The sequence below is a fragment of the Pseudonocardia sp. DxW genome (genome assembly GCF_058448985.1).
Map to the genome: position 1 here is coordinate 106,244 of NZ_JBZFLK010000012.1, position 23,296 is coordinate 129,539.

Sequence of the window (23,296 nt, forward strand, 5' to 3'; positions counted from 1 at the left end):
ATGCCCGACGACGAGCCGCAGCACGAGGACCCCTACCCCTATCCCCGGCAGTGGGAGGCCGACGTCGTCGCCTCCGACGGCGGGATCGTGCACCTGCGCCCGATCACCCCCGACGACGCCGACGCCCTGCTCGCCTTCCACGCCAAGCTGTCCGACCGCACCCGCTACCTGCGCTACTTCGGTCCCTACCCGCGGATCTCGCCGCGCGACCTGGAACGGTTCACCGTCGTCGACCACCGCACCCGGGTCGCGTTCCTGGCGCTGCTCGGCGACGAGATCATCGCGGTCGGCCGGTACGAGGGCCTGACCGCGAGCGGCGGCGCGGCCGTCTCGCAGGGCGCCGGGACCGACGAGCCCGTCACCTCCGCCGAGGTCGCGTTCGTCGTGCGCGACGACCACCAGTCCCGCGGGCTCGGCTCGATCCTGCTCGAGCATCTCGCCGCGGCCGCCCGGGAGAACGGCCTGTCCCGGTTCGAGGCCGAGGTGCTCGTCGAGAACCACGCGATGGTGCGCGTCTTCCGGGAGGCCGGCTACCAGGTCAAGCGGGCCTTCGCGGAGGGCGTGCTGCACCTGGAGTTCGACATCGACCCGACCGAGAAGTCGATCGCGGTCCGCGACTCCCGCGAGCAGGCCGCCGAGGCGCGCAGCGTGGCGAACCTGCTGCACCCCGGCTCGGTCGCGGTGATCGGTGCCTCGGCGGACGAGACCAAGCTCGGCCACACCGTCCTGTCCAACCTGCTGCAGGCCGGGTTCACCGGCCCGGTGTACCCGGTCAACCCGGACGCCCGGTCGGTGCGCGGGGTGCGCGCCTACCCGTCGGTGATCGACATCCCGGACGAGGTCGATCTCGCCGTGGTCGCCGTCCCGGCCGCGAACATCGACGAGGTCATGGACTCCTGCCTGGCCAAGGGCGTCAAGGTGCTGGTGGTGATCAGCTCCGGGTTCGCCGACGCGGGCGACGACGGCGGCACCGTCGCCGAGCGCCGGCTGGTCGCCGAGGCCCGCGCGCACGGCATGCGGGTGGTCGGGCCGAACGCGCTCGGCGTCGCCAACCCGGATCCGGCGGTCCGGCTCAACGCGACGCTGGCCCCGGCGCTGCCCGGCCCGGGCAGCACCGGCTTCTTCTGCCAGTCCGGTGCGCTGGGCACCGCGATCCTGGCGAACGCGCGCAGCCGCGGGCTGGGGCTGTCGTCGTTCGTGTCGGCGGGCAACCGGGCCGACGTCTCCGGCAACGACCTCATGCAGTACTGGCAGACCGACCCGGCGACCGACCAGGTGCTGCTCTACCTGGAGACGTTCGGCAACCCGCGCAAGTTCGCCCGGGTCGCCCGCCGGCTGGCCCGGACGAAGCCGATCGTGGCGGTGAAGTCCGGCCGGCACACCGGGCCGCTGCCGTCGCTGGCCTCGGTCGCCGCGCCGATCGACGAGCCGAGCGTGCAGGCGCTGTTCGAGCAGTCCGGCGTCATCCGGGTGCAGACCCTGCCGCAGCTGTTCGACACCGCGCTGCTGCTGGCCTACCAGCCGCTGCCCGACGGACGGCGGGTGTCCGTCGTCGGCAACTCGACCGCGGTGAACCTGCTCGTCACCGACGGCCTGCTGGACGAGGGGCTGGAACCGGCCGCCGATCCGGTCGACGTCGGCACCCGCGCCTCGCCCGCGGAGTTCGCGGCCGCGGTGCGCTCCGCGCTGGACGGCCCGGGCCGGCCGGACGCGCTGATCGCGGTCTTCGTGCCACCGGTCGCGGTCGAGGGCACCGCGCACGCGCACGCGCTGCGCGACGCCGCGGACGGCGCGGGCGTCCCGGTGCTCGCGGTCTTCCTCGCCGCCGAGGGGATACCGGAGGAGCTGTCCGTGCCGCAGGCCGACGGCACCCCCGGCCGCGGTTCGGTGCCCAGCTACGCGAGCCCGGAGCGGGCGACGTCGGCGCTCGGCCGGGTCACCCGGTACGCCGAGTGGCGCAACACCCCGGTCGGCGAGTTCGTCGTCCCCGAGGGGACCGACACCGAACGGGCCCGGCGGCTGGTCGCCTCCTTCGACCCGGACGCCGAGCACCAGCTGACCGACACCGAGGCCGTCGAGCTGCTCGACTGCTACGGCCTGCGGGTCATCGCCTTCGAGCGGGCCGACGGCGCGGACGCCGCCATCGCCGCCGCCGAGCGGGTCGGCTACCCGGTGGTGATCAAGGCGACCGCCGACGAGTGGCGGCACCGCGGGGACTTCGTCGGCGTCCGGCTCGATCTCGTCTCGGCCGACGCGGTGCGGGCGGCGCACGCCGAGCTGTCCCGGGTCACCGGGTCGCAGGAGGTGTACGTGCAGCGGATGGCGCCGAAGGGCACGTCCTGCAAGCTGGAGGTCGTCGACGACCCGTCGTTCGGCTCGCTGCTCGCCTTCGGCCTGTCCGGGATGGCCACCGAGCTGCTCGACGACCGCGCCTACCGGGTGCTGCCGGTGTCCACCGAGGACGCGCGGCGGCTGATCCGGGCGCCCCGCGCCGCCCCGCTGCTGACCGGCTACCGCGGCACCGAGCCGGTGGACACCGCGGCGCTGGAGGACGTCGTGCTGCGGGTCGGCCGGCTCACCGAGGACATCCCGCAGATCCGGTCGCTGTCGCTGGACCCGGTGCTGGCCTCCCCGGAGGGCGCCTTCGTCACCGGGGCCAGGGTGACGGTCGGCCGCCCGCCCAGCCGGCGCGACGCCGGTCCCCGCCGCCTGGCCTGAACCGGGCGGCGGGGCCGGCCGCGGTCAGCTGCGGAACGACACCTGCAGGGTGGGGGTGGAGGTGTCGGCGAAGAAGTCGTTGCCCTTGTCGTCCATCACGACGAACGCCGGGAAGTCCTCGACCTCGATCTTCCAGACCGCCTCCATGCCGAGCTCCGGGTACTCGAGCACGTCGACCTTGCGGATGCAGTCCTGGGCCAGCCGGGCGGCCGGGCCGCCGATCGAGCCCAGGTAGAAGCCGCCGTTGGCCGCGCAGGAGTCCACCACCTGCGTGGACCGGTTGCCCTTCGCGAGCATCACCAGCGACCCGCCGGCCTCCTGGAACTGCTTCACGTAGGAGTCCATCCGGCCGGCCGTGGTCGGGCCGAACGAGCCGGACGCGTAGCCCTCCGGGGTCTTCGCCGGGCCCGCGTAGTACACCGCGTGGTCGCGCAGGTACTGCGGCATCGGCTCGCCGGCGTCGAGCCGCTCGGCGATCTTGGCGTGCGCGATGTCGCGGGCGACGACCAGCGGCCCGGTCAGCGACAGCCGGGTCTTCACCGGCAGCTGCGAGAGCTGGGCCCGGATCTCGTCCATCGGCCGGTTCAGGTCGATCCGCACGACCTCGTCGGACAGGTCGGCGTCGGTGGCCTCGGGCAGGTACTGCGCCGGATCGCGCTCCAGCTGCTCCAGGTACACCCCGGACGGGGTGATCTTCGCCTTGGCCTGCCGGTCGGCCGAGCAGGAGACGGCCACCCCGACCGGCAGCGAGGCGCCGTGCCGGGGCAGCCGGATCACCCGCACGTCGTGGCAGAAGTACTTGCCGCCGAACTGGGCGCCGATCCCGAAGTTGCGGGTCAGCTCCAGCACCTGCTGCTCCAGGTCGGTGTCCCGGATCGCGTGCCCGAGCTCGGACCCCTCGGTGGGGAGGTTGTCCAGGTAGCGGGCCGAGGCGAGCTTGGCGACCTTCAGGTTGTACTCGGCCGACATGCCGCCGACGACGATCGCGAGGTGGTACGGCGGGCAGGCCGCGGTGCCCAGCGAGCGCAGCTTCTCGTCGAGGAAGGTGGCGAGCCGCTTCGGGTTCAGCAGCGCCTTGGTCTCCTGGTAGAGGAAGGTCTTGTTGGCCGAGCCGCCGCCCTTGGCCATGACCAGGAACTCGTAGTACGGGTCCAGGCCGGGCTTGGCGTACAGCTCGACCTGGGCCGGGAGGTTGGTCCCGGTGTTCTTCTCGTCCCAGAAGCTCAGCGGCGCCATCTGCGAGTAGCGCAGGTTGAGCTCCTGGTAGGCCTCGAACACGCCGCGCGAGACGGCGGCCTCGTCGTCGCCCCCGGTCAGCACGGTCTCGGTCTTCTTGCCGACCACGATCGCGGTGCCGGTGTCCTGGCACATCGGCAGCACCCCGCCGGCCGAGACGCAGGCGTTGCGCAGCAGGTCGGTGGCGACGAACCGGTCGTTGCCGCTCGCCTCCGGGTCGTCGACGATGGCGCGCAGCTGGCGCAGGTGCGACGGCCGCAGCAGGTGCTGGATGTCGGTGACGGCGGCGCGGACGAGACCGGTGATCGTCTCCGGCGGCACCTCGAGGAAGGTGCGTCCGGCGGCCTCGGTCACGGCGCCCGCGGGCAGGTCGAGCTCGCGGTACTCGGTGTCGTCCGGGCCGAGCGGGAGCACGTCGGTGTGGTGGAACTCGGGCATGGCCGGGACGCTACCGGGCCGGCCCGGTGCGCGACCGCAGGTGGAGACGCACGCGACGACGTGACCCCGGCCGCTGCGCCCGGCTAACCGGACGGCCCTCCGGTTGTCCGGTAGCGTGGGTCACATGCCTGGTTCGATCCTCGGAACATCGGTCCGTCGCGTCGAGGACGCCGACCTGATCACCGGTCGCAGCACCTACGTGGGCAACCTGCGCCGCGAGTCGCTGGCGCACGTCGTCTTCGTCCGGTCGCCGCTGGCGCACGCGCTGGTCACCGGCATCGACACGGCCGCCGCCGCGGCGGCGCCCGGGGTGCTCGCCGTGTACACCGCCGCCGATCTCGACCTGCCCGCGCACCACGGCCTGATGGTGCTGAACCCGCGGACCCCGCGCCCGCCGCTGGCGACCGACCGTGTCCGGTTCGTCGGCGAGGCGGTCGCGCTGGTCGTCGCCGAGAGCCGCGCGGCCGCGGTGGACGCCGCCGAGCTCGTCGAGGTCGACTACGACCCGCTGCCCGCCGTCACCGACCCGGAGGCCGCCCTGGCCGACGGCGCCGAGCTGCAGTTCCCGGAGCTGGGCAGCAACCTCGCGGGCGGTGAGCGCGGTCCCGGGCCGGACCCGCTGGCCGGTGCCGAGATCGTCGTCCGGGCCCGGATGGAGAACCAGCGGGTGGCGGCCGTGCCGCTGGAGGGCAACGCGATCGCCGTCGAACCCGGCGGCCCCGGCGACGAGTTCGCGCTCACCGTGCACGTCTCCACCCAGATGCCGCACGGCTTCCGCGCGCAGATCGCCGGCCTGCTCGGGCTGGAGCCCGGCGACGTCCGGGTGATCGCGCCGCACGTCGGCGGCGGGTTCGGCGCGAAGGCCGGCGTGCTCGCCGAGCACACCGCCACCGTCGTCGCCGCGCGCGCCCTGGGCCGCCCGTTGACCTGGGTGGAGACCCGCTCGGAGAACCTGGTCTCGATGCCGCACGGGCGCGGCCAGGTCGGGTACTACGAGCTGGGCCTGACCCGGGACGGCCGGATGACCGGCCTGCGCGCCCGGGTGATCGGCGACGCCGGCGCGTACGCCGGGTTCGGCGGCGCGCTGCCGCTGCGCACCACCTACCTGATGGCGACCGGCGTCTACGACGTCCCGGCGCTGCGCTACGACGCGGTCGCCGCGCTGACCAACACCACCCCGATGGGCGCGTTCCGCGGCGCCGGCCGCCCGGAGGCGGCCGCGCACCTGGAGCGGCTGGTCGACGTCGCCGCCGCCGAGCTGGGGATGGACCCGGTGGAGCTGCGCCGGCGCAACCTGCTCGATCCGGCCGCGTTCCCGCACACCACGCCGACCGGCGCGACCTACGACGTCGGCGACTACGACCTGCCGCTGCGCGAGGCGCTGCGGATCGCCGGGTACGACGAGCTGCGCGCCGAGCAGGCCCGGAGGCGGGCGGCCGGGGACCCGGTCCGGCTCGGCATCGGGGTCGCCGCCTATGTCGAGGTGACCGCCGGCGGCGGGGGCGGTGAGTACGGCTCGGTGACCGTGCACGAGGACGGGACGGCCACCGTGTCGGCCGGCACCTCGGCGCACGGCCAGGGGCACGCGACGTCGTTCTCGATGCTGGTCGCCGACCGGCTCGGCATCCCGCTGGAGAACATCCGGTACGTGCAGTCGGACACCGCGCTCGTCCCGCGCGGCGCCGGGACCGGTGGGTCGCGGTCGCTGCAGCTGGGCGGCACCGCGGTCGCCGAGGCCGCGCACGAGCTGTACGAGCGGGCCCGCAAGCTCGCCGCGGCGCTGCTGGAGGCCTCCGCCGACGACGTGCTGATCACCGAAGACGGCCGGTTCGGCGTCACCGGCGTGCCCGGCGGCCCGACCGTCGGCTGGAGCGAGGTGCACCGGCAGGCCGTGCAGGCCGGGGAGGAACTGCACGTCGGGCTGGACTCCCAGCAGGACGGGGCGACGTTCCCGTTCGGCGCGCACGTGTCGGTGGTCGAGGTCGACACCGGCACCGGGCGGGTCACCCCGCTGCGGCACGTCGCCGTCGACGACTGCGGGCGGATCCTCAATCCGCTGCTCGTCGAGGGCCAGCAGCACGGCGGCCTGGCCCAGGGCATCGCGCAGGCGCTGCACGAGCAGGTGCTGTTCGACGACGAGGGCCAGCCGCTGACCTCCAGCCTGGCCGCCTACACGATCCCGACCGCGGCCGACATGCTCTCCTTCGAGGTGGCCACCACCGAGACGCCGACCCCGCTGAACTCGCTGGGTGCCAAGGGAATCGGCGAGTCCGCGACGATCGGGTCGACGCCGGCCGTGCAGAACGCGGTGGTGGACGCGCTGGCCGATCTCGGCGTCCGGCACGTCGACCTGCCGTGCACCCCGGAACGGGTGTGGCGGGCCGTCACGGCCGCCCGGCCGGGCGCCCCGCAGGATGCCTGGCGGGAGCCGCCCGCGGTGTTCGACGGGCTCCCGGTGCGCGGCGGCGAGGCCGCCGACGACGAGGCCGGCGCCATCTGAGCCGGACGGCGACCCCACCCCTGGGGTGGGGCCGCCGGAGCCGGTGCCGCAGACTCTCAGCGGACGCAGGCGATACCGCCGACGGACTCACTGGAAGGACGCGCACACGATGAGGCTGGCGACGATCCGGACCGCGACCGGGCACCGGGCGGTGCGTGTCGACGGCGACACCGCCGTCGAGACCGGGGAGGCCGACGTCCGTGCGCTGCTGGAGCGCCCGGACTGGTTCGAGCACGCCACCGGAGCCGACGGCCCGGTGCACGACGCCGCGAACCTGGATCACGCGCCGCTCGTCCCGAGCCCTGAGAAGATCATCTGTGTCGGGCTGAACTACCGCGACCACGTGCTGGAGATGGGCAACGAGCTGCCCGAGTACCCGACGATCTTCGGCAAGTTCGCACCCGCGCTGATCGGTGCCCGGGACGAGATCGAGCTGCCCGCCGAGTCCGACCGGGTCGACTACGAGGCCGAGCTGACCGTCGTCATCGGGCGGTCGGTCCGGCACGCCGACGCCGAGGCCGCCCGGGCCGCGATCGCCGGCTACACCGTGCTCAACGACGTCAGCATGCGCGACTACCAGCGGCGCACCAAGCAGTTCCTGCAGGGCAAGACCTGGGAGCACTCCACCCCGCTGGGCCCCGAGCTGGTCACCCCGGACGAGCTGCCCGCCGACCCGGCGGACGGCGGCGCGCTGCGCATCCGGTCCGAGCTGGCCGGCGAGATCATGCAGGACTCGACCACCGACCAGCTGGTGTTCGGCGTCGTCGACCTGGTCGTGTACCTGTCGACGATCCTGACCCTGAACCCCGGCGACGTCATCGCCACCGGGACCCCGGGCGGTGTCGGCGACGCCCGTACGCCGCCGCGCTACCTGACCGACGGCTGCGAGATCGTCACCGCGGTGGACGGGGTCGGCGAGTGCCGCAACGTCTGCCGGTCCGTGCGGTGAGTGGGGACCCTCCCGCCGCACGACCCACCGTCCCGCCGCCGCTGGCCGACTCGCTGGCCTGGGCCGGTGACGGCCAGGCCCACCTGCGGGGCCTGATGACCCGGATGGGCGGTGACGCGCTCACCGCGCCGTCGCTGCTCGCCGGCTGGACGCGGGCGCACGTGCTCACCCACGTCGCCCGCAACGCCGACGCGATGCGCAACCTGCTGACCTGGGCCCGGACCGGGATCGAGACGCCCGCCTACCGCAGCGCGGCGGCCCGGGACGCCGACATCGAGGCCGGTGCCGCGCGCTCCGCCGACGAGATCCGGGCCGACGTCGTCGCCTCCTCCGACCGGCTGGCCGACGCCGTCCGGGCGATGCCGGCCCGGGCCTGGTCGGTCCGGGTCCGGACCGCGCAGGGCGCCGGGATCCCGGTCACCGCGGTGCCCTGGCTGCGCGCCAGGGAGGTCTGGATCCACGCCGTCGATCTCGACGTCGGGGCGTCGTTCAAGGACCTGCCGATCCCGATGCGACGGGTGCTGGTCGCCGACGTCGTCGGGCACCTGGAGCGCAGGCCCGGCTGCCCGCACGTCCGGCTGGAGGAGTCGCGCACCGGGCAGGTGCTGGAGTTCGGGCCCGGCCCGGCCGGGACCGACGGCTCGGCCCCGGCGGACCTGGGGACGGTGCGCGGCCGCGCACCGGACCTGATCGCCTGGCTGCTCGGCAGGCCGTTCGGCAAGGGTCTGCGGGACGCCGCGGGCAACCTGCCGGGGCCGCTGCCGTCCTGGCTCTGACGATCCCGGCCCGGCTCAGTCCCGCCCCTCCAGCTCGTCGAGCCGTGCGGTGGCCCGGCCGAGCTGGCGGGCCATCTCGTCGAGCCGGGCCTGCAGCAGTGCCATCTCCGCGGTGAGCACCGCGACCGCCCCGGCCGTCGCGACCGCGTCGCCCTCGATCTCGTCCCGCCCGCCGAACGCCGAGTCGTCGAGCAGCCGATCCGGATCGGCGCCGGCGGCGCGGGCGCCGATCGGGGTGAGCGGGCCGGCCGGGACGTCGTCGGGCAGCAGCTCGATCCCGGCCAGCCGGGCGAACCGGTCCGGGGTCAGCACCGGCCGGGCGCCCGCGCAGCGGGCACAGACCGGTTCGAGCCGGCGCCAGCCCCGCTGCCCGGCGCCGGTGTCGGCGAGCGCGGACACCGGCATCCCGCACCGGCAGGGCCGCATCCGGACCGACCGGACCCGCTGCCGGGAGTAGCGCAGGCCCAGCTCGTAGCGGCGGAACCGGCCGGACACCGCGACCTCCAGCAGCACCGAGCCCTGGTGCTCCGGCGCGCAGGCCAGCTCCCGGGCGTCGGAGTCGGAGTGGAAACAGTAGAAGCCGCAGTCGCACCAGCGGGACGGGCAGGCGTGCCGACAGCCGTGCGCGCACACCGCGTCGTCGACGGTGCGGTAGACGTGCGCCCGGCCGAGTGTGACGCCGCTGAAGCCGGCCATCGTGCCGTCCGCGGACAGCATCGGGAAGGCCAGCTTGTGCCCGTCCAGCGGGCCGGTCGGGTGTTCCCGCGGCAGTCGACGGAAGGGGGCGCGCACGTCGATCAGTCCTCGCGGGACCCCGAGCGCGCCGGGTGCTCGTGATCGGCCGGTGCCCAGTCCGCGAACTCGGGGTCGGTGGCGGTGGGCCGGGGACCCTCCTGCGCCGCGGCGACCCGGTCGGCCTCGTGGTCCACGGCGAATCCCTCGGAGATCTTGCGGCCCAGCCTCATGACGCCTCCCGTGATCCGGGGTTCCCGGGCGGACCTGGTGTGGCCGCCGTCACCAGGCTGACCGCTCGGTGCGATGTTGTCCAGGGCGGAACGGGTGAGCACGTCCGGTTCGGATCACATCCGGACGGACCATCGGCGCCGGTAGGCTCGTCCAGCGCTCACTCAGGGCTCATGAGCGGCGAACCGGGGGTGATCGGTGCGGGGACCGGCGCGATACGGCATCGAGCACGAGCTCGCCCTGCTCCGGGCGGACGGCTCGCTCGCCGACTTCACGACGCTGACCCACGCCGAGGTCGCCGCCGTCGTCGACGAGCTGCCCGATCTCCCGCACGGCCAGGCCGACCTGCGGATCGGGGACGCCGGGATCCGGCGCAAGCGGTGGTACGCCGAGGGCTACGAGCGGCTCGACGAGCACGGCGGGCTGTGGCGGTTCGATCCGAAGGGCATCGAGATCCGCACCGTCGTGCACGACTCGGTGGACGCCGCCGAGTCCGCGCTGTGCGCCGACGCGCGGCTGCTCGCCGAGGTCGCCGGCCGGCACGGGTTGCGCCCGGTCGCGCTGGGCTTCCATCCCGGCCGTTCTGCCTACCACCTGGACCCGCCGGCCAACGCGCACGAGCGCGAGCTGATGGCGTCCTCGCCCGAGGAGCGGACCGCCCACCTGCACATGGTCACCTGGGGGCCGGACCTGAACCTGTCGTTCCCGGAGGCCGGGACCGATCCGGCGGTGCTGGCCGACGCCGCCGCCAAGCTCACCTACTACAGCCCTTACCTGGTGCCGTGGTCGTTCTCGTCGCCGTTCCGGGAGGGGCGGCCGTGGGGCGGCGAGTCGGCGCGGACGTCCCGGCGGACCGGGCCGCGCCCGGCCGCGCTGGCCTACCTGGAGCCGGGCGCGGCGCTCCCGCCGACCGACCCGAGCCTGACCCGGCACGCCGGCATCCCGGGCGAGATCGGCCGGATCGAGTTCAAGGCGTTCGACGCGATCGCGGCGGTGCCGGGGGAGGAGCCGGCCGAGGGCGGCCCGGGCAGGCTGCCCGGCGCGCTGCTCAGCCTGCTCACCGGGGTGCTGCGCGACGACACCCTGACCGGCCGCCGGCGCACCCCGGACGCGGCCGCGCACCGCCGGGCCGCGCTGCGCGGCTGGTCGGACCCGGCGGTCCGCAGCGGCTCGCAGGCGGTGCTCGACGCCGCGGCGGCCGCGCTGCGCGGCGAGCCCGGCCACGGCCAGCGGCTGGCGCTGCTGCGGGCGCTGCTGGAGCGCCGGGAGAACCCGGCCGTCCGGATGCTCGCCCGGCACCGCGCCGGCGGCGGGATCCCCGGCATCCCGGAGGTCCCGGGGATCCCTGCCCCCGCGCCGCGTCCCCGGTAACCCCGGCGGGGCCGGGACCGGGCCGGCGGCGTCAGTGGTGGTCAGTGGTAGCTGTGCTCCTCGGCCGGGTACTCGCCGTCGCGCACCTCAGCGGCGAACGCGGCTGCCGCGTCGTGCAGCACCCCGCCGACATCGGCGTAGCGGCGCACGAACCGCGGCACCCGCCCGCGGTTCATCCCGGCCATGTCCGACCAGACGAGCACCTGGGCGTCGCACTCCGGGCCGGCGCCGATCCCGACGGTCGGGATCCGCAGCTCCGCGGTGACCCGCTTCGCGACGTCGGCGGGCACCATCTCCAGCACCACGGCGAACGCGCCGGCCTCCTGCAGCGCCAGCGCGTCCTCGACGAGCCGGTCCGCGCCGTCGCCGCGGCCCTGGATCCGGAACCCGCCCAGCGCGTGCTCGCTCTGCGGGGTGAAGCCCAGGTGCGCCATCACCGGGACGCCGGACGCGGTCAGCGCCTCGACCTGCGGTGCGAACCGGGCGCCGCCCTCCAGCTTCACCGCGTGCGCACCGGCCTCCTTCATGAACCGGAACGCGGTCTCCTGGGCCTGGGCGGGGGAGACCTGGTAGCTGCCGAACGGCAGGTCCGCCACCACCAGCGCGCTGCGCGCCCCGCGCACCACGGCGCGGGTCAGCGGGAGCAGCTCGTCCACCGTGACCGGGATGGTGTTGTCGTGGCCGAACACGTTGTTGCCCGCCGAGTCGCCGACCAGCAGCACCGGGATGCCGGCGTCGTCGAAGATCTCCGCGGTGTAGACGTCGTAGGCGGTGAGCATCGGCCAGCGCCTGCCCTCCTGCTTCCACTGCAGCAGGTGGTGCACGCGGGTCCGCCTCGGCGGTGCCGCGGGGGCCCGGTAGGGCGCGGTGACCTCGCCGTGGTCCTGTGTGCCCAGGTCCTGTGCGCTCATCGGTGAGCTCCTTCCGTCCTCGAGGCCCGCGCTGGTCACGGGTCCCCGGGTTCGCCGTCGATGGCGATTCCAGGGTGGCAGCGGGGACGCCGCGGTGGGCGGCGGTGTGGGAACGCTCACCGGCCGGTGCCGCGTCCGGAACCGTCGGGGGTCGATGGCATGCTCCGGACATGCTCCCCCGAATGCTGCGTCCCCGGGTCGGCGGACCCGCGTCACCATCGCGTCCCGGGGCCCTGCCGGTGCGGCGCCGCGGGCGGGCGGCCGGCATCGGGGCCCTCGGGGCGGCGGTCCTGGTGCTGGTCGGTGCCTGTTCGGACGCCGGGACCGGCACCGACGAGGCGCAGGCGCCCGCCGAGCCGGGGCTGGAGCAGTTCTACGGCCAGGAGCTGACCTGGGGCCCGTGCGCCGACTACGCGGCCACCACCGAGGACCAGCCGGCCTACTCCGATCCGGAGCTCGACTGCACCCGGGTCACCGTCCCGCAGGACTACGCCGAGCCCGGCGGCGAGACGATGCAGATCGCGCTGTTGCGCAAGAAGGCCACCGGCGACCGGATCGGCTCGCTGTTCACCGACCCGGGCGGGCCGGGCGCGTCGGGCACCTCGTTCATGGCGGGCCAGGCGTCGAGCTGGGCGGCGAACGGGCTGGGCGACCGGTTCGACCTGATCGGGTTCGACCCGCGCGGCACCGGCGCCAGCGTGCCGCTCATCGAGTGCCTGACCGACCAGGAGAACGACGAGGACCGGGCGAAGGTCTTCGCCGATCCCTCGCCGGAGGGCGTCGCCGCCGCCGAGGCGCACAGCAGGCAGTTCGCCGAGCGGTGCACCGAGCGCACCGGTGCCGACGTGCTGGCCAACGTCGGCACCCGGGACGTCGCGAAGGACATGGACATCCTGCGCGCCGTCGTCGGCGACGAGCAGCTGACCTACGCCGGGTTCTCCTACGGCACCGAGCTGGGCACCGCGTACGCCGAGGCGTTCCCGCAGAACGTGCGGGCGCTGCTGCTCGACGGCGCGGTCGACCCGACGCAGACCACGATCGAGTCCACGGTCAAGCAGAACGCCGGGTTCCAGCTCGCCTTCGACAACTTCGCCAAGGACTGCACCACCCGGGAGAACTGCCCGCTCGGCACCGACCCGGCGCAGGCGACGGCCGCGTTCCAGGCGATCATGCAGCCGCTGATCGACGAACCGGTCCCGGCGGGCGACGGCCGGATGCTGAGCTTCAACGACGCGCAGACCGGGGTCAGCCAGGCGCTCTACGTCTCCCAGCTGTGGCCCGCCCTGCAGCAGGGCATCTCCCAGGTGGCGAACGGCAACGGCGACTTCCTCATGCAGCTCGCCGACCTCTACCACCGGCGCGACGCGCAGGGCGAGTACTCCAACATGCTGCAGGCGTTCCAGGCGATCACCTGCGTGAACCAGCCGGCGCTGACCGAGCCCGCCGAGGCGCTCGAGCTCGCCACCCAGGCCGACGAGGCGGCGCCGTTCCGGTCCACCGGGCGCGGGCCGGTCGGCGCGCGGGACGCCTGCGCGTTCTGGCCGGCGCCGCCGACCAGCGAGCCGCACACGCCACAGGTCGACGGGCTCCCGCCGGTCGTCGTGGTGTCGGTCACCGGTGACCCGGCCACGCCGTACCAGGCCGGCGTCGATCTGGCCGGCCAGCTCGGCGGCAGCCTGATCTCGGTCAACGGCGAGCAGCACACCGCGTCCCTGCAGGGAGACCCGTGCGTGGACCGGCTCGCGATCGACTACCTGGTGAACCTGACCGTGCCGGAGGAGGGCGCCGAGTGCACCCTGATGCCGTCGTGACGCCGGGACCCGGCCGGGTGGTGGGCGCCCCGCTCGGGGCACCCGCACACCCCGGTAACTTCCGCGTAACACGGACTTCCTAGGCTCCGCCGCATGGACCGCCAGCAGGAGTTCGTTCTCCGCACGCTCGAGGAGCGCGACATCCGATTCGTCCGTCTGTGGTTCACGGACGTGCTCGGCTACCTCAAGTCGGTGGCCATCGCCCCGGCCGAGCTGGAGGGGGCCTTCGCCGAGGGGATCGGTTTCGACGGTTCCGCGATCGAGGGCTTCGCCCGGGTCTACGAGTCGGACATGGTCGCGAAGCCGGACCCGTCGACGTTCCAGGTGCTGCCCTGGGAGACCGCCTCCGGCGAGCACTACTCGGCGCGGATGTTCTGCGACATCGCGATGCCGGACGGCTCGCCGTCCTGGGCGGACCCGCGGCACGTGCTGACCCGCGCGCTGAACAAGGCCGGCGAGGCCGGGTTCACCTGCTACGTGCACCCGGAGATCGAGTTCTACCTGCTGCGCGACCTGCCCGACGACGGCACCCGCCCGGTCCCCGCCGACTCCGGCGGCTACTTCGACCAGGCCAGCCACGACGTCGCGCCGCACTTCCGGCGCAACACCATCGAGACGCTGGAGTCGATGGGCATCTCGGTCGAGTTCAGCCACCACGAGGGCGGGCCCGGCCAGCAGGAGATCGACCTGCGCTACGCCGACGCGCTGACCATGGCCGACAACCTCATGACGTTCCGCTACGTCGTGAAGGAGGTCGCGCTGACCCAGGGGGTGCGGGCGTCGTTCATGCCCAAGCCGTTCTCCGAGCACCCCGGCTCGGCGATGCACACCCACTTCTCGCTGTTCGAGGGCGACCACAACGCCTTCCACGACCCGGACGACCCGTACGAGCTGTCCGCGACCGGCAAGGCGTTCGTCGCGGGCGTGCTCAAGCACGCCCGGGAGATCACCGCCGTCACCAACCAGTGGGTCAACTCCTACAAGCGGCTGATCACCGGCGGCGAGGCGCCGACCGCGGTCTCCTGGGGGCACGCGAACCGCTCCGCGCTGGTCCGGGTGCCGATGTACTCGCCGGGCAAGTCGTCGTCGCGCCGGATCGAGGTCCGCACGCTGGACTCGGCGTGCAACCCGTACCTGGCCTACGCGGTCATCCTGGGCGCCGGGCTGACCGGCATCCAGAAGGGCTACGAGCTGCCGCCGGCCACCGAGGACGACGTCTGGGCGCTCACCGACACCGAGCGCAAGGCGCTGGGCTACGAGCTGCTGCCGCAGAACCTGACCGAGGCGCTGGACGTCATGGAGCGCTCCGAGCTGGTCGCCGAGTACCTCGGCGAGCACGTGTTCGACTTCTTCCTGCGCAACAAGCGCGCCGAGTGGGACGCCTACCGGCGGAACGTGACGCCGCACGAGCTGGCCACGTACCTCCCGGTGCTGTAGCGGGATCCGACTCCGGGATCGTGCCGGGCCCGCTCCCGCAGGGGATCACCAGGGCCGGCGAGGGACAGTACGAGCGGGTGTCGAACGTGCTGGGCCACCCACCGGGCGACGGCGGTCGGTGAGAGCAGCTTCGCGCTCCACCCGGACGGGCAGTGGGAGCGGGGGCGTCAGAACTCCCTGGGGCGTACCCGCAGCCGGCCGGCGATCCGGGCGAGCGCCGCCCGGTCGTCGGCGTCCAGGCGGTCCAGGGCCAGCTCGCGGACCGACCGCAGGTGGGTCGGGGCCGCGTCCTGCAGCACGGCGAGCCCTGCCCCGGTGAGTGCGGCGATCGTGTAGCGGCCGTCGTCGGGGTCGGGCGACCGCTCGACCCACTCGCGCCGCTCGAGCCGCTTCACCACGTTCGACAGCCGCGACAGCGAGCCGTTCGCGAGGAAGGCGAGCTCGCTCATGCGCAGCCGCCGCTGCGGCGCCTCGGACATGTGGCTGAGCACGAGGTACTCGAACAGGGTGAGCCCGTGCGACTGCTGCAACGGCGACTCGAGCCGGCCGGGCAGTAGCAGGAGCAGGGACAGCAGCCCGGTCCAGGCCTCCTTCTCGTCCGGGTCGAGCCAGAGCAGGTCGTTGCCGGTGTCTCCGGTCTCCATGGCGATCACTTTACATGTGAAGTCATGAGTTGTAGATTGAGTTCATGAGTGAAGTGAATACGGCGGTGTCGTTCCACGCCACCCCCGGGTACGGCGAGGTGCTGCGCGAGCAGCTCGGGTACAGCCAGGCGGTGCGGATCGGGGACCGGGTCGAGATCTCCGGCCAGGGCGGCTGGGACGACGGGCTCGCGATCCCGGAGGACCTGGAGCGGGAGATCGTGGGGGCGTTCGACAACGTCGGCCGCACGCTGGCCGCGGCGGGCGCGAGCTGGGCGGACGTGGTGCACGTGAACTCGTACCACAAGCTCACGCCGGGCGCGGACGCCATCGGCGCCGACCACAACGACGTGATGACCCGCGAGTTCAGGGCGCGCCTGGGCGGCCGGGCGCCGGTCTGGACCCAGACCGGGGTGACCGCGCTCGGACTGGCCGCGATGCGGGTGGAGATCCGCGTGACGGCCGTCATCGACTCGTGAAGTAGGGCATTGGGGGTTTCACCCCGGCCGACGTGCTCCGCCCGATCACCGCGTGGCACTCCCGCGACGACGACCAGGTCCCGTTCGACGCGGTGGAGGACACCATCGCGCTGGTCCCCGGCGGCCGGTTGCTGGAGCAGGTCGAGCCCGGCCACCTGCCGTCGGCCGGAACCCTCGACGCCCTGTTCGACGCCCTGGCGGATCCCGGCCGCGACCCGGTCGCCACGCCCTGACCACCCGTTCCCGGTCGCCCGCGCGCCCGCGGCCGTCGCCCGGCTCGGACACACGCAGCCCGATCCCGCGGCGGTGCAGCTCCCCGGGACCGGCCCCCTCGCTGCTGCGTCCGGGCGCCGAGCCTGCGCCCGCCCGGCGGCGCCCGGCAAGCGGGTCCGGACCGACCGGCCGCGGGGACCGTGCCGTGACCGGGGCGTGATGGGGCAGGATCGGCAGTCGTGATGGAACGGCGGACGGGGACGTCGCTGGCCCGGCTCGGCCTCACCGGCCAGGGCGCGGACGCGATGCTGCGGGAACTGGGCTGGTGGGACGGCGACGCACCGGTCGCCGGCTGCGAGGAGATCATGTGGGCGCTGGCCCGCAGCCCCGATCCGGATCTCGCGCTGCGCGCGGTCGAGCGGCTCGCGCAGAGCCCGCCCTGGCGGGCGATCGACCGGACCCTGCGCACCGACCGGGGCCTGCGCGGACGGCTCTTCGCAACGCTCGGCTCGTCCACCGCGCTCGGCGACCACCTCGTCCTGCACCCGGACCGCTGGGAGCTGCTCGCCGACACCCCGGACCGTGGGAACCCGCCGCCGGACCTGGCCCGGCGCTCCGCGAACCTGCTGCGCGCCGTCGGCGCCGATCCGGCCGCCCCGACACCGGGCACCCCCGGCGGCGCCCGGGCCACCCTCACCGGCGCCGACGCGGTCGCCGCGCTGCGCTGCGCCTACCGCGACGAGCTGCTCGGGCTGGCGTCGGCCGATCTCGCCGCGGTCGGCGACCCGGCGCTGCCGGTGATGGAGGTCGACGACGTCGCCGCGCAGCTCGCCGATCTCGCCGAGGCCGCGCTGACCGCGGCGCTCGCCGTCGCGGCCGCCGAGCAGGACCCGCCGGACGAGCTGCGGCTGGCGATCATCGGGCTCGGCAAGTGCGGCGGCCGGGAGCTGAACTACGTCTCCGACGTCGACGTCGTGTTCGTCACCGAGCCCGGCGGCGAGCTGACCCAGCCGGCGACGAAGCTGGCCGCCCGGGTGATGCGGGTGGCCGGCGAGGCCTGCTTCGAGGTCGACGCGAACCTCCGGCCGGAGGGACGCCAGGGCGCGCTCGTCCGGACCCTGGACGGGCACGTCACCTACTACCGGCGCTGGGCGAAGACCTGGGAGTTCCAGGCACTGCTCAAGGCCCGCCCGATCGCCGGTGACCCCGATCTGGGGAAGGCCTACGTCGACGCACTCGCGCCGATGGTGTGGCAGGTGTCGAGCCGCGACGACTTCGTCGCCGAGGTGCAGGCGATGCGCACCCGCGTCGTCGAGAACATCCCGTCCCACCAGCGCGAACGCGAGCTGAAGCTGGGTCGCGGCGGGCTGCGGGACGTCGAGTTCGCCGTCCAGCTGCTGCAGCTGGTGCACGGCCGCAGCGACGACACCCTGCACTCGGGCAACACGCTCGTCGCGCTCGCGGCGCTGTCCGCGGGCGGCTACGTGGGGCGCGACGACGGCGCGAACCTGGCCGCGTCCTACCGCTTCCTGCGGTTGCTGGAGCACCGGCTGCAGCTGCAGAAGCTGCGCCGCACCCACCTGCTGCCGGCCGCCGACGACACCGACGCGCTGCGCTGGCTGGCCCGCTCGGCGCGGATCCGGGCGGACGGCCGGCGCGACGTCGTCGGGGTGCTGGTCACCGAGTGGCAGCGCAACGCGCGGCGGGTCAGCCGGCTGCACGAGAAGCTGTTCTACCGGCCGCTGCTCTCTGCGGTCTCCCGGCTGGCGGGGGAGGAGGCGGACGCCGTGCTGTCGCCGGACGCGGCGAAGGCCCGGTTGAAGGCGCTCGGCTGGGCGTCGCCGGAGGGCGCGCTCGGGCACCTGCGCGCGCTCACCGGCGGGGTGTCGCGGGCCGCGTCGATCCAGCGCGCGCTGCTGCCGGTGCTGCTCGACGAGCTGTCCCCCAGCCCGGACCCGGACCGCGGGCTGCTCGCCTACCGCCGGGTGTCCGAGGCGCTCGCGGCGACGCCGTGGTACCTGCGGCTGCTGCGCGACGAGGGCGCCGTCGCCCAGCGGCTGATGACGCTGCTCGGGACGTCCGCGCTGGTCCCGGACCTGCTGCAGCGTGCGCCCGAGGTGCTGCGGATGCTCGCCACGTCCTCCGGCGTGCAGAGCCCGGAGCTCACCCGGGACCCGGCCGAGGTGTCGGTGGCGCTGCGCACGACGGTCGCCCGGCAGAGCACCCCGGAGGCCGCGGTCGCCTCGGCGCGCTCCTACCGGCGGCACGAGATGCTCCGCATCGCCTGCGCCGACCTGCTCGGCCTGGTCGAGGTGGACGAGGTGTGCGCGGCGCTGAACTCGGTGAACGAGGCGGTGATCGCGTCCACGCTGGACGCCGTGCTGCGGGCGGAGGAGGAGCGGTCGGCGCTGCTGTCGGTGATCGGGATGGGCCGGCTCGGCGGCGGCGAGTCGAGCTACGGCAGCGACGCCGACGTGATGTTCGTGTGCGCCCCGGCGGAGGGCGTCAGCGACCACGACGCCGTCCGGTGGGCCACCCGGGTGGTGGAGAAGGTGCGCAGGCTGCTGGGCTCGCCGAGCCCGGACCCGGAGCTGCCGGTGGACGCCGACCTCCGCCCGGAGGGCCGCTCCGGCCCGATGGTGCGCACGCTGGCGTCCTACCGCGAGTACTACGCCCGCTGGGCCGAGGTGTGGGAGGCGCAGGCGCTGCTGCGGGCCCGGCCGATCGCCGGCGACCGCACGCTCGGCCGGGAGTTCACCGCCATGATCGACCCGATCCGCTACCCGGCCGACGGGATCGCGGACTCCTCGGTCGCCGAGATCCGCCGGATCAAGGCCAGGGTGGACGCCGAGCGGCTGCCCCGCGGCGCGGACCGGTCCACGCACACCAAGCTCGGCCTGGGCGGGCTCGCCGACGTCGAGTGGACGGTGCAGCTGCTGCAACTGCAGCACGCCGGCGACCTGCCGGAGCTGCGGACCACCTCGACCCTGGAGGGGCTGCGGGAGGCCGCCGAGGCCGGCCTGATCGACGACGACGACGCCCGCGAGCTCGAGGAGGGCTGGCGGACCGCGACCGGCGCCCGCAACGCCATCATGCTGGTCAAGGGCAAGCCGGGCGACCAGCTCCCGCGCTCGGGGCGGGAGCTGGCCGCCGTCGCCGCCGCGCTCGGCTATCCGGCGGGCGGCGACCCGGGGGTGTTCCTCGACGACTACCGGCGCACCACCCGGCGGGCCCGCGCCGTCGTCGAGCGGGTGTTCTACGGCTGGGAGTCCTGAGCGCGCAGCGCCCGGGCCACCCACTCGAACGCCGGGATCGTCGGCTCCCGGCCGGGCCAGCCGTTGAGCGTGCCGAGCAGCGTCCAGTAGCGCTCGACACGCCGGTCGGAGAACAGCTCGATGGTCTCCGCCGTGCGGATCCGCTCGGCGGGGCCGAGCCCGTCGACGCCGGGGATCCGGGCGAGCACGGCGGCCGCCTCGGCGGACGCCGGATCGATCCCCGCGGTCTCGGCACCCCCCGCGTGCTCGATCACGGCGGCCGGATCCAGCTGCCGGTGCTCGGCGGTGGCATCGGATCCGGCGACGGCCATCTCCCGGCAGCGGGCCCGGAAGCCGGGATCGGCGACCAGCTCCGCGAGCTCGACCCACGCCCCGACCTGCTCGGGCGTCGGGTCGTCGGGCAGCTCGGACGGCAGCGTCCGCATCCCGTCGGCGATGCCGGCGCCCGGGGCGTCCGGGTCGGTGCCGGCGAAGGTCTCGGTCACGAACTCGTCGATCAGGTTCTGCCGCTGCGCGGCGGACAGCCGGGCGAGATCGTTCATCAGGGTCACGGTCCTCTCATCGGGTTGGGTGTCGTCGGTGCCGGTCCGCGCGAGCAGCACGCACACCGCGCGCTGTGCCTTGAGCTCGCGGATCCGGCTCTCCAGGGCCCGTACGTGCGCCTGCGCCACCTCGCCGACCCCCCGTCGGCGGGACAGCACGGCGCGCACGTCGTCCAGCCCCAGGCCCAGCTCGCGCAGGGTCCGGACCAGGTCGAGGCGGGCCACCGCGGCCGCGTCGTACACCCGGTGGCCCGACGCGCTGCGATCGGCGGGCACCAGGCCCTCGTCCGACCAGAAGCGGATCGTGCGTACCGGCACCCCGGTCCGCTCGGCCAGCCGGCCGATCGTCAGCGCGGGATGATCTCCGGTGTGCGATGCGGTCACGGGGGACAGCGTCGCGGGTTCCAGCCACTGGAGGTCAAGTGCGAATCGGATTCGGTCTGCCGCAGTTCGGTGCGGCCGCCGCCCGCGCCGAGGAGACGATGCGGTTCGCCGCGGGCGCCGAGGAGCTCGGCGCGGCCAGCCTGTGGGCGGGGGACCGGCTGCTGGCCGCGGTCGAGCCGTCGGTCGGCTACGGCGGCACGGACACCGTGCCGGAGCAGTTCCGGGCCTCGCTCGATCCGCTCGCGCTGCTGACCGCGGCCGCCGCCGTCACCACCCGGTTGCAGCTGGGCACCAGCACGCTGAACGCGCCCTGGTACCCGCCCGCGCTGCTCGCCCGGCACGCGCTGAGCGTGGACCGGATCTCCGCCGGGCGGTTGCTGCTCGGCCTGGGCACCGGCTGGTCACCGGAGGAGTACGCCGCCGTCGGCGTCCCGATGGCCGAGCGCGGTGACCGGCTCGACGAGGCGCTCGACGTGCTCGACGCCTGGTGGAACGACGACCCGGTCGCCCACGACGGCGCGACCGGCACCATCGCGCCGTCGCACGTGCTGGTGAAGCCGCACGGCATCCCGGTCCACCTGGCCGGCTGGGCGCCGCGGGCGCTGCGCCGGATCGCGCGGCGCGCCGACGGGTTCCTGCCGGTCGTGACGCCGGGGACGCGCGACCTGACCGCCGCCGTGTCGGCGCCGTGGGAACGGCTGCGCGCCGAGGCGGCCGCCGCGGGCCGCGGTCCGGACGCGATCGGCGCGGTGCTGCGGGTCAACCTGCCGCCCGGATCGAACACCGCCGACGCGGCGGCGACGCTGCGCCGGGTCCGCGACGAGACGGCGGTGACGCACGCCTTCGTCGACCTGATGTACCTGCCGGGCGCGGCGGCCGGCGGGGCCGCTGCGCTGCGCCTCGCCGAGGAGGTGCTGGCCGCCGTCTGACCGGTCCGCGGCCACTGGTTCACTGGTCGGGTGGCCCCCCTGGAGCTGATCACCCGAGGCTACGAGCTGGTCGCCGCCCGGCCCGCGTCGCTGCTTGCGGCGGTGCTCGCACTGGTGGTGGTGGCGTGGCGGCCGACCTGGCGGCTCACCCGGACCGCGGTGACGATCGCGCACGAGGGCGGCCACGCGCTGGTCGCGGTGCTGGTCGGGCGCGGGCTGACCGGCATCCGGCTGCACGCGGACTCCTCCGGCGTCACCTACTCGACCGGTGCGGGCCGCGGCCCCGGGGTGGTCGCGATGTTCCTCGCCGGGTACGTCTTCCCGCCGCTGCTCGGGCTCGGCGGCGCCGTCCTGGTGGGTGCCGACGCGGCCGGCGCGATGCTCTGGATCGGGGCGGGACTGCTGGCCGTCACGCTGCTGCAGATCCGCAACGTCTACGGCGGGCTCGCCGTCGTCGCCACCGGCGCGCTGCTGGTGCTGGTCGCGCTGCGGGCCGACGAGGAGCTGCGCACCGGGTTCGCGGCGGCGCTGAGCTGGTTCCTGCTGTTCGGCGGGGTGAAGGCCTGCCTGGAGCTGCGCCGCGGCCGGCGCGGCGGGCGGTTGCGGCACTCCGACGCCGACCGGCTCGCCGAGCTGACCCCGCTGTCCGGCGGCGCCTGGGCGGCGTTCTTCGTGCTCGCCTCGGTCGCGGCGACGGCGGCTGCCGGATGGGTGGTGTTCGCCCCGGGCGGGGCCCCGGCGTGATGGGATCACCGGTATGGCAGAGGACTTCAACAGCCGCGTCATCCGCGAGTTCCGGGAGAACGACGGGAAGGTCGGCGAGCCCTTCACCGGCCTGCCGATGATCCTGGTCCACCACGTGGGCGCGCGCAGCGGCACCGAACGCGTCACCCCGTTGCGCTGGTTCGCCGACGGCGACAGCTACGTGATCGTCGCCTCCAAGGCGGGCGCGCCGGACAACCCGGCCTGGTACCACAACCTGAAGGCGAACCCGGACACCGTCGTCGAGGTGTCCGACGGCGCGGGCGGCGCCGAGACGGTCCAGGTGCGGACGACCGAGCTGACCGGTGCGGACCGGGACCGCGTCTGGACCCGGATCAAGGACGACAACGAGGTGTTCGCCGGCTACGAGCGCAAGACCGACCGCACGATCCCGCTGCTGGCGCTCACCCCGCGCTGAGCGTCCACGGACCGGTGATGGCAGGGTGCTGGACATGACGATCACCCTCGAGCAGGCACAGACCATCACCGCCGCGGCGTTGCAGCACGGCACCGAGCAGGGCTTCAACCCGCTGACGGTCGCGGTCCTCGACCCGGGTGGTGCGATCGTCGCGCTGGCCCGCCAGGACGGCTCCGGTTTCCTGCGGCCCGATCTCGCCGTCGGCAAGGCCAGCGGCGTGCTGGCACTGGGGATGACGAACCGGGCGATCGCGGCCCGCGCGGCCGACTCGCCGGAGTTCTTCACCTCGGTCGCCAACCTGGCCGGCGGGAAGATCCTCTCGGTGCCCGGCGGGGTGTTCGTCAAGGACGCCGCCGGCGCGCTGCTCGGCGCGGTCGGTGTGACCGGCGACGCCTCGCTCAACGACGAGGCGGCGGCGCTGGCCGGGATCGAGGCGGCCGGGCTGGTCGCGGTCACCGGCGCCGAGTAGCACGCGCGCGTCGCGGCCGGTCCCGGACGAGCCGCACCCCCGGGCGACGAGGTCAGCCCGGGGGCGCGGAGGGG

Annotated in this window: 20 protein-coding genes; 14 read left to right on the forward strand and 6 right to left on the reverse strand. The window is 74.6% G+C overall.

The window, feature by feature from the left end; all coding sequences use genetic code 11:
* A complete protein-coding gene (locus tag ACVJO7_RS19775) occupies positions 1-2,718 on the forward strand; it encodes a bifunctional acetate--CoA ligase family protein/GNAT family N-acetyltransferase (protein WP_491674107.1) in 2,718 nt (905 codons plus the stop codon).
* 24 nt (positions 2,719-2,742) lie between these two features.
* Here ACVJO7_RS19775 and ACVJO7_RS19780 read toward each other — a convergent pair whose 3' ends face one another.
* The gene (locus ACVJO7_RS19780) at positions 2,743-4,392 is read right to left on the reverse strand and encodes a fumarate hydratase (protein ID WP_344028683.1); all 1,650 of its coding nucleotides are present in this window, start codon (positions 4,390-4,392) and stop codon (positions 2,743-2,745) included.
* A gap of 124 nt (positions 4,393-4,516) precedes the next feature.
* Between ACVJO7_RS19780 and ACVJO7_RS19785 the strand changes: the two genes are divergently transcribed.
* The 3 genes from ACVJO7_RS19785 to ACVJO7_RS19795 all read left to right on the forward strand — a co-directional run bounded on the left by ACVJO7_RS19785 (position 4,517) and on the right by ACVJO7_RS19795 (position 8,617).
* Positions 4,517-6,892, forward strand: coding sequence for a xanthine dehydrogenase family protein molybdopterin-binding subunit (locus ACVJO7_RS19785; protein WP_491674108.1), 2,376 nt, complete (start codon positions 4,517-4,519; stop codon positions 6,890-6,892).
* A gap of 109 nt (positions 6,893-7,001) precedes the next feature.
* A complete protein-coding gene (locus tag ACVJO7_RS19790; RefSeq protein WP_344028689.1) occupies positions 7,002-7,841 on the forward strand; it encodes a fumarylacetoacetate hydrolase family protein in 840 nt (279 codons plus the stop codon).
* Positions 7,838-8,617 carry a maleylpyruvate isomerase family mycothiol-dependent enzyme gene (locus tag ACVJO7_RS19795; protein ID WP_491674109.1) on the forward strand — a complete coding sequence of 260 codons (780 nt, stop codon included), beginning with the start codon at positions 7,838-7,840 and terminating at the stop codon, positions 8,615-8,617. The genes ACVJO7_RS19790 and ACVJO7_RS19795 overlap by 4 nt, the downstream gene beginning before the upstream one ends.
* 15 nt (positions 8,618-8,632) lie before the next feature.
* Here ACVJO7_RS19795 and ACVJO7_RS19800 read toward each other — a convergent pair whose 3' ends face one another.
* Both ACVJO7_RS19800 and ACVJO7_RS19805 read right to left on the reverse strand, forming a co-directional pair.
* A complete protein-coding gene (locus ACVJO7_RS19800) occupies positions 8,633-9,409 on the reverse strand; it encodes a hypothetical protein (protein ID WP_491674110.1) in 777 nt (258 codons plus the stop codon).
* A 5-nt stretch (positions 9,410-9,414) separates the two neighbouring features.
* A complete protein-coding gene (locus ACVJO7_RS19805; protein WP_344028697.1) occupies positions 9,415-9,582 on the reverse strand; it encodes a hypothetical protein in 168 nt (55 codons plus the stop codon).
* Between the two features lie 196 nt (positions 9,583-9,778).
* Here ACVJO7_RS19805 and ACVJO7_RS19810 point away from each other — a divergent pair, with 196 nt between their 5' ends.
* The gene (locus ACVJO7_RS19810; protein ID WP_491674111.1) at positions 9,779-10,951 is read left to right on the forward strand and encodes a glutamate-cysteine ligase family protein; all 1,173 of its coding nucleotides are present in this window, start codon (positions 9,779-9,781) and stop codon (positions 10,949-10,951) included.
* A gap of 41 nt (positions 10,952-10,992) precedes the next feature.
* On the opposite strand, the gene panB is transcribed toward ACVJO7_RS19810, so the two are convergent.
* Positions 10,993-11,862, reverse strand: coding sequence for a 3-methyl-2-oxobutanoate hydroxymethyltransferase (panB, locus tag ACVJO7_RS19815; protein ID WP_344028701.1), 870 nt, complete (start codon positions 11,860-11,862; stop codon positions 10,993-10,995).
* A 182-nt stretch (positions 11,863-12,044) separates the two neighbouring features.
* Here panB and ACVJO7_RS19820 point away from each other — a divergent pair, with 182 nt between their 5' ends.
* Together ACVJO7_RS19820 and glnA are read left to right on the forward strand one after the other, a co-directional pair.
* Complete coding sequence (locus tag ACVJO7_RS19820; RefSeq protein WP_491674112.1) at positions 12,045-13,673, forward strand: alpha/beta hydrolase; 1,629 nt, start codon at positions 12,045-12,047, stop codon at positions 13,671-13,673.
* A gap of 93 nt (positions 13,674-13,766) precedes the next feature.
* Positions 13,767-15,110 carry a type I glutamate--ammonia ligase gene (gene glnA / locus ACVJO7_RS19825; RefSeq protein WP_344028706.1) on the forward strand — a complete coding sequence of 448 codons (1,344 nt, stop codon included), beginning with the start codon at positions 13,767-13,769 and terminating at the stop codon, positions 15,108-15,110.
* A gap of 167 nt (positions 15,111-15,277) precedes the next feature.
* Here the strand turns inward: glnA and ACVJO7_RS19830 are convergent, their stop codons facing one another.
* Complete coding sequence (locus ACVJO7_RS19830; RefSeq protein WP_491674113.1) at positions 15,278-15,754, reverse strand: MarR family winged helix-turn-helix transcriptional regulator; 477 nt, start codon at positions 15,752-15,754, stop codon at positions 15,278-15,280.
* Between the two features lie 44 nt (positions 15,755-15,798).
* Between ACVJO7_RS19830 and ACVJO7_RS19835 the strand changes: the two genes are divergently transcribed.
* From ACVJO7_RS19835 to ACVJO7_RS19845, 3 genes are all read left to right on the forward strand, one after another.
* Positions 15,799-16,230: a Rid family hydrolase gene (locus ACVJO7_RS19835; protein WP_491674114.1), complete on the forward strand. Its 432-nt coding sequence runs from the start codon at positions 15,799-15,801 to the stop codon at positions 16,228-16,230.
* A 32-nt stretch (positions 16,231-16,262) separates the two neighbouring features.
* Entirely contained in the window at positions 16,263-16,463 is a 201-nt protein-coding gene (locus ACVJO7_RS19840; protein WP_491674115.1) for a hypothetical protein, read from the forward strand.
* 222 nt (positions 16,464-16,685) lie between these two features.
* Positions 16,686-19,718: a bifunctional [glutamine synthetase] adenylyltransferase/[glutamine synthetase]-adenylyl-L-tyrosine phosphorylase gene (locus tag ACVJO7_RS19845; RefSeq protein WP_491674116.1), complete on the forward strand. Its 3,033-nt coding sequence runs from the start codon at positions 16,686-16,688 to the stop codon at positions 19,716-19,718.
* Here the strand turns inward: ACVJO7_RS19845 and ACVJO7_RS19850 are convergent.
* Positions 19,700-20,644 (reverse strand): MerR family transcriptional regulator, encoded by a 945-nt coding sequence (locus tag ACVJO7_RS19850; RefSeq protein WP_491674117.1) that lies wholly within the window; start codon positions 20,642-20,644, stop codon positions 19,700-19,702. The two genes, ACVJO7_RS19845 and ACVJO7_RS19850, sit on opposite strands and share 19 nt — an antisense overlap.
* 38 nt (positions 20,645-20,682) lie before the next feature.
* Between ACVJO7_RS19850 and ACVJO7_RS19855 the strand changes: the two genes are divergently transcribed.
* The 4 genes from ACVJO7_RS19855 to ACVJO7_RS19870 are packed head-to-tail and all read left to right on the forward strand — an operon-like array spanning position 20,683 to position 23,222.
* Positions 20,683-21,573 (forward strand): TIGR03619 family F420-dependent LLM class oxidoreductase, encoded by an 891-nt coding sequence (locus ACVJO7_RS19855; protein ID WP_491674118.1) that lies wholly within the window; start codon positions 20,683-20,685, stop codon positions 21,571-21,573.
* Between the two features lie 30 nt (positions 21,574-21,603).
* Entirely contained in the window at positions 21,604-22,317 is a 714-nt protein-coding gene (locus ACVJO7_RS19860; RefSeq protein ID WP_344028720.1) for a M50 family metallopeptidase, read from the forward strand.
* Between the two features lie 13 nt (positions 22,318-22,330).
* On the forward strand, positions 22,331-22,753 hold the full coding sequence (locus tag ACVJO7_RS19865) for a nitroreductase/quinone reductase family protein (protein ID WP_344028722.1): 423 nt from the start codon (positions 22,331-22,333) through the stop codon (positions 22,751-22,753).
* A 34-nt stretch (positions 22,754-22,787) separates the two neighbouring features.
* Positions 22,788-23,222, forward strand: a complete 435-nt coding sequence (locus ACVJO7_RS19870) for a GlcG/HbpS family heme-binding protein (RefSeq protein ID WP_344028725.1) — start codon at positions 22,788-22,790, stop codon at positions 23,220-23,222.
* Positions 23,223-23,296: the final 74 nt, after the last annotated feature.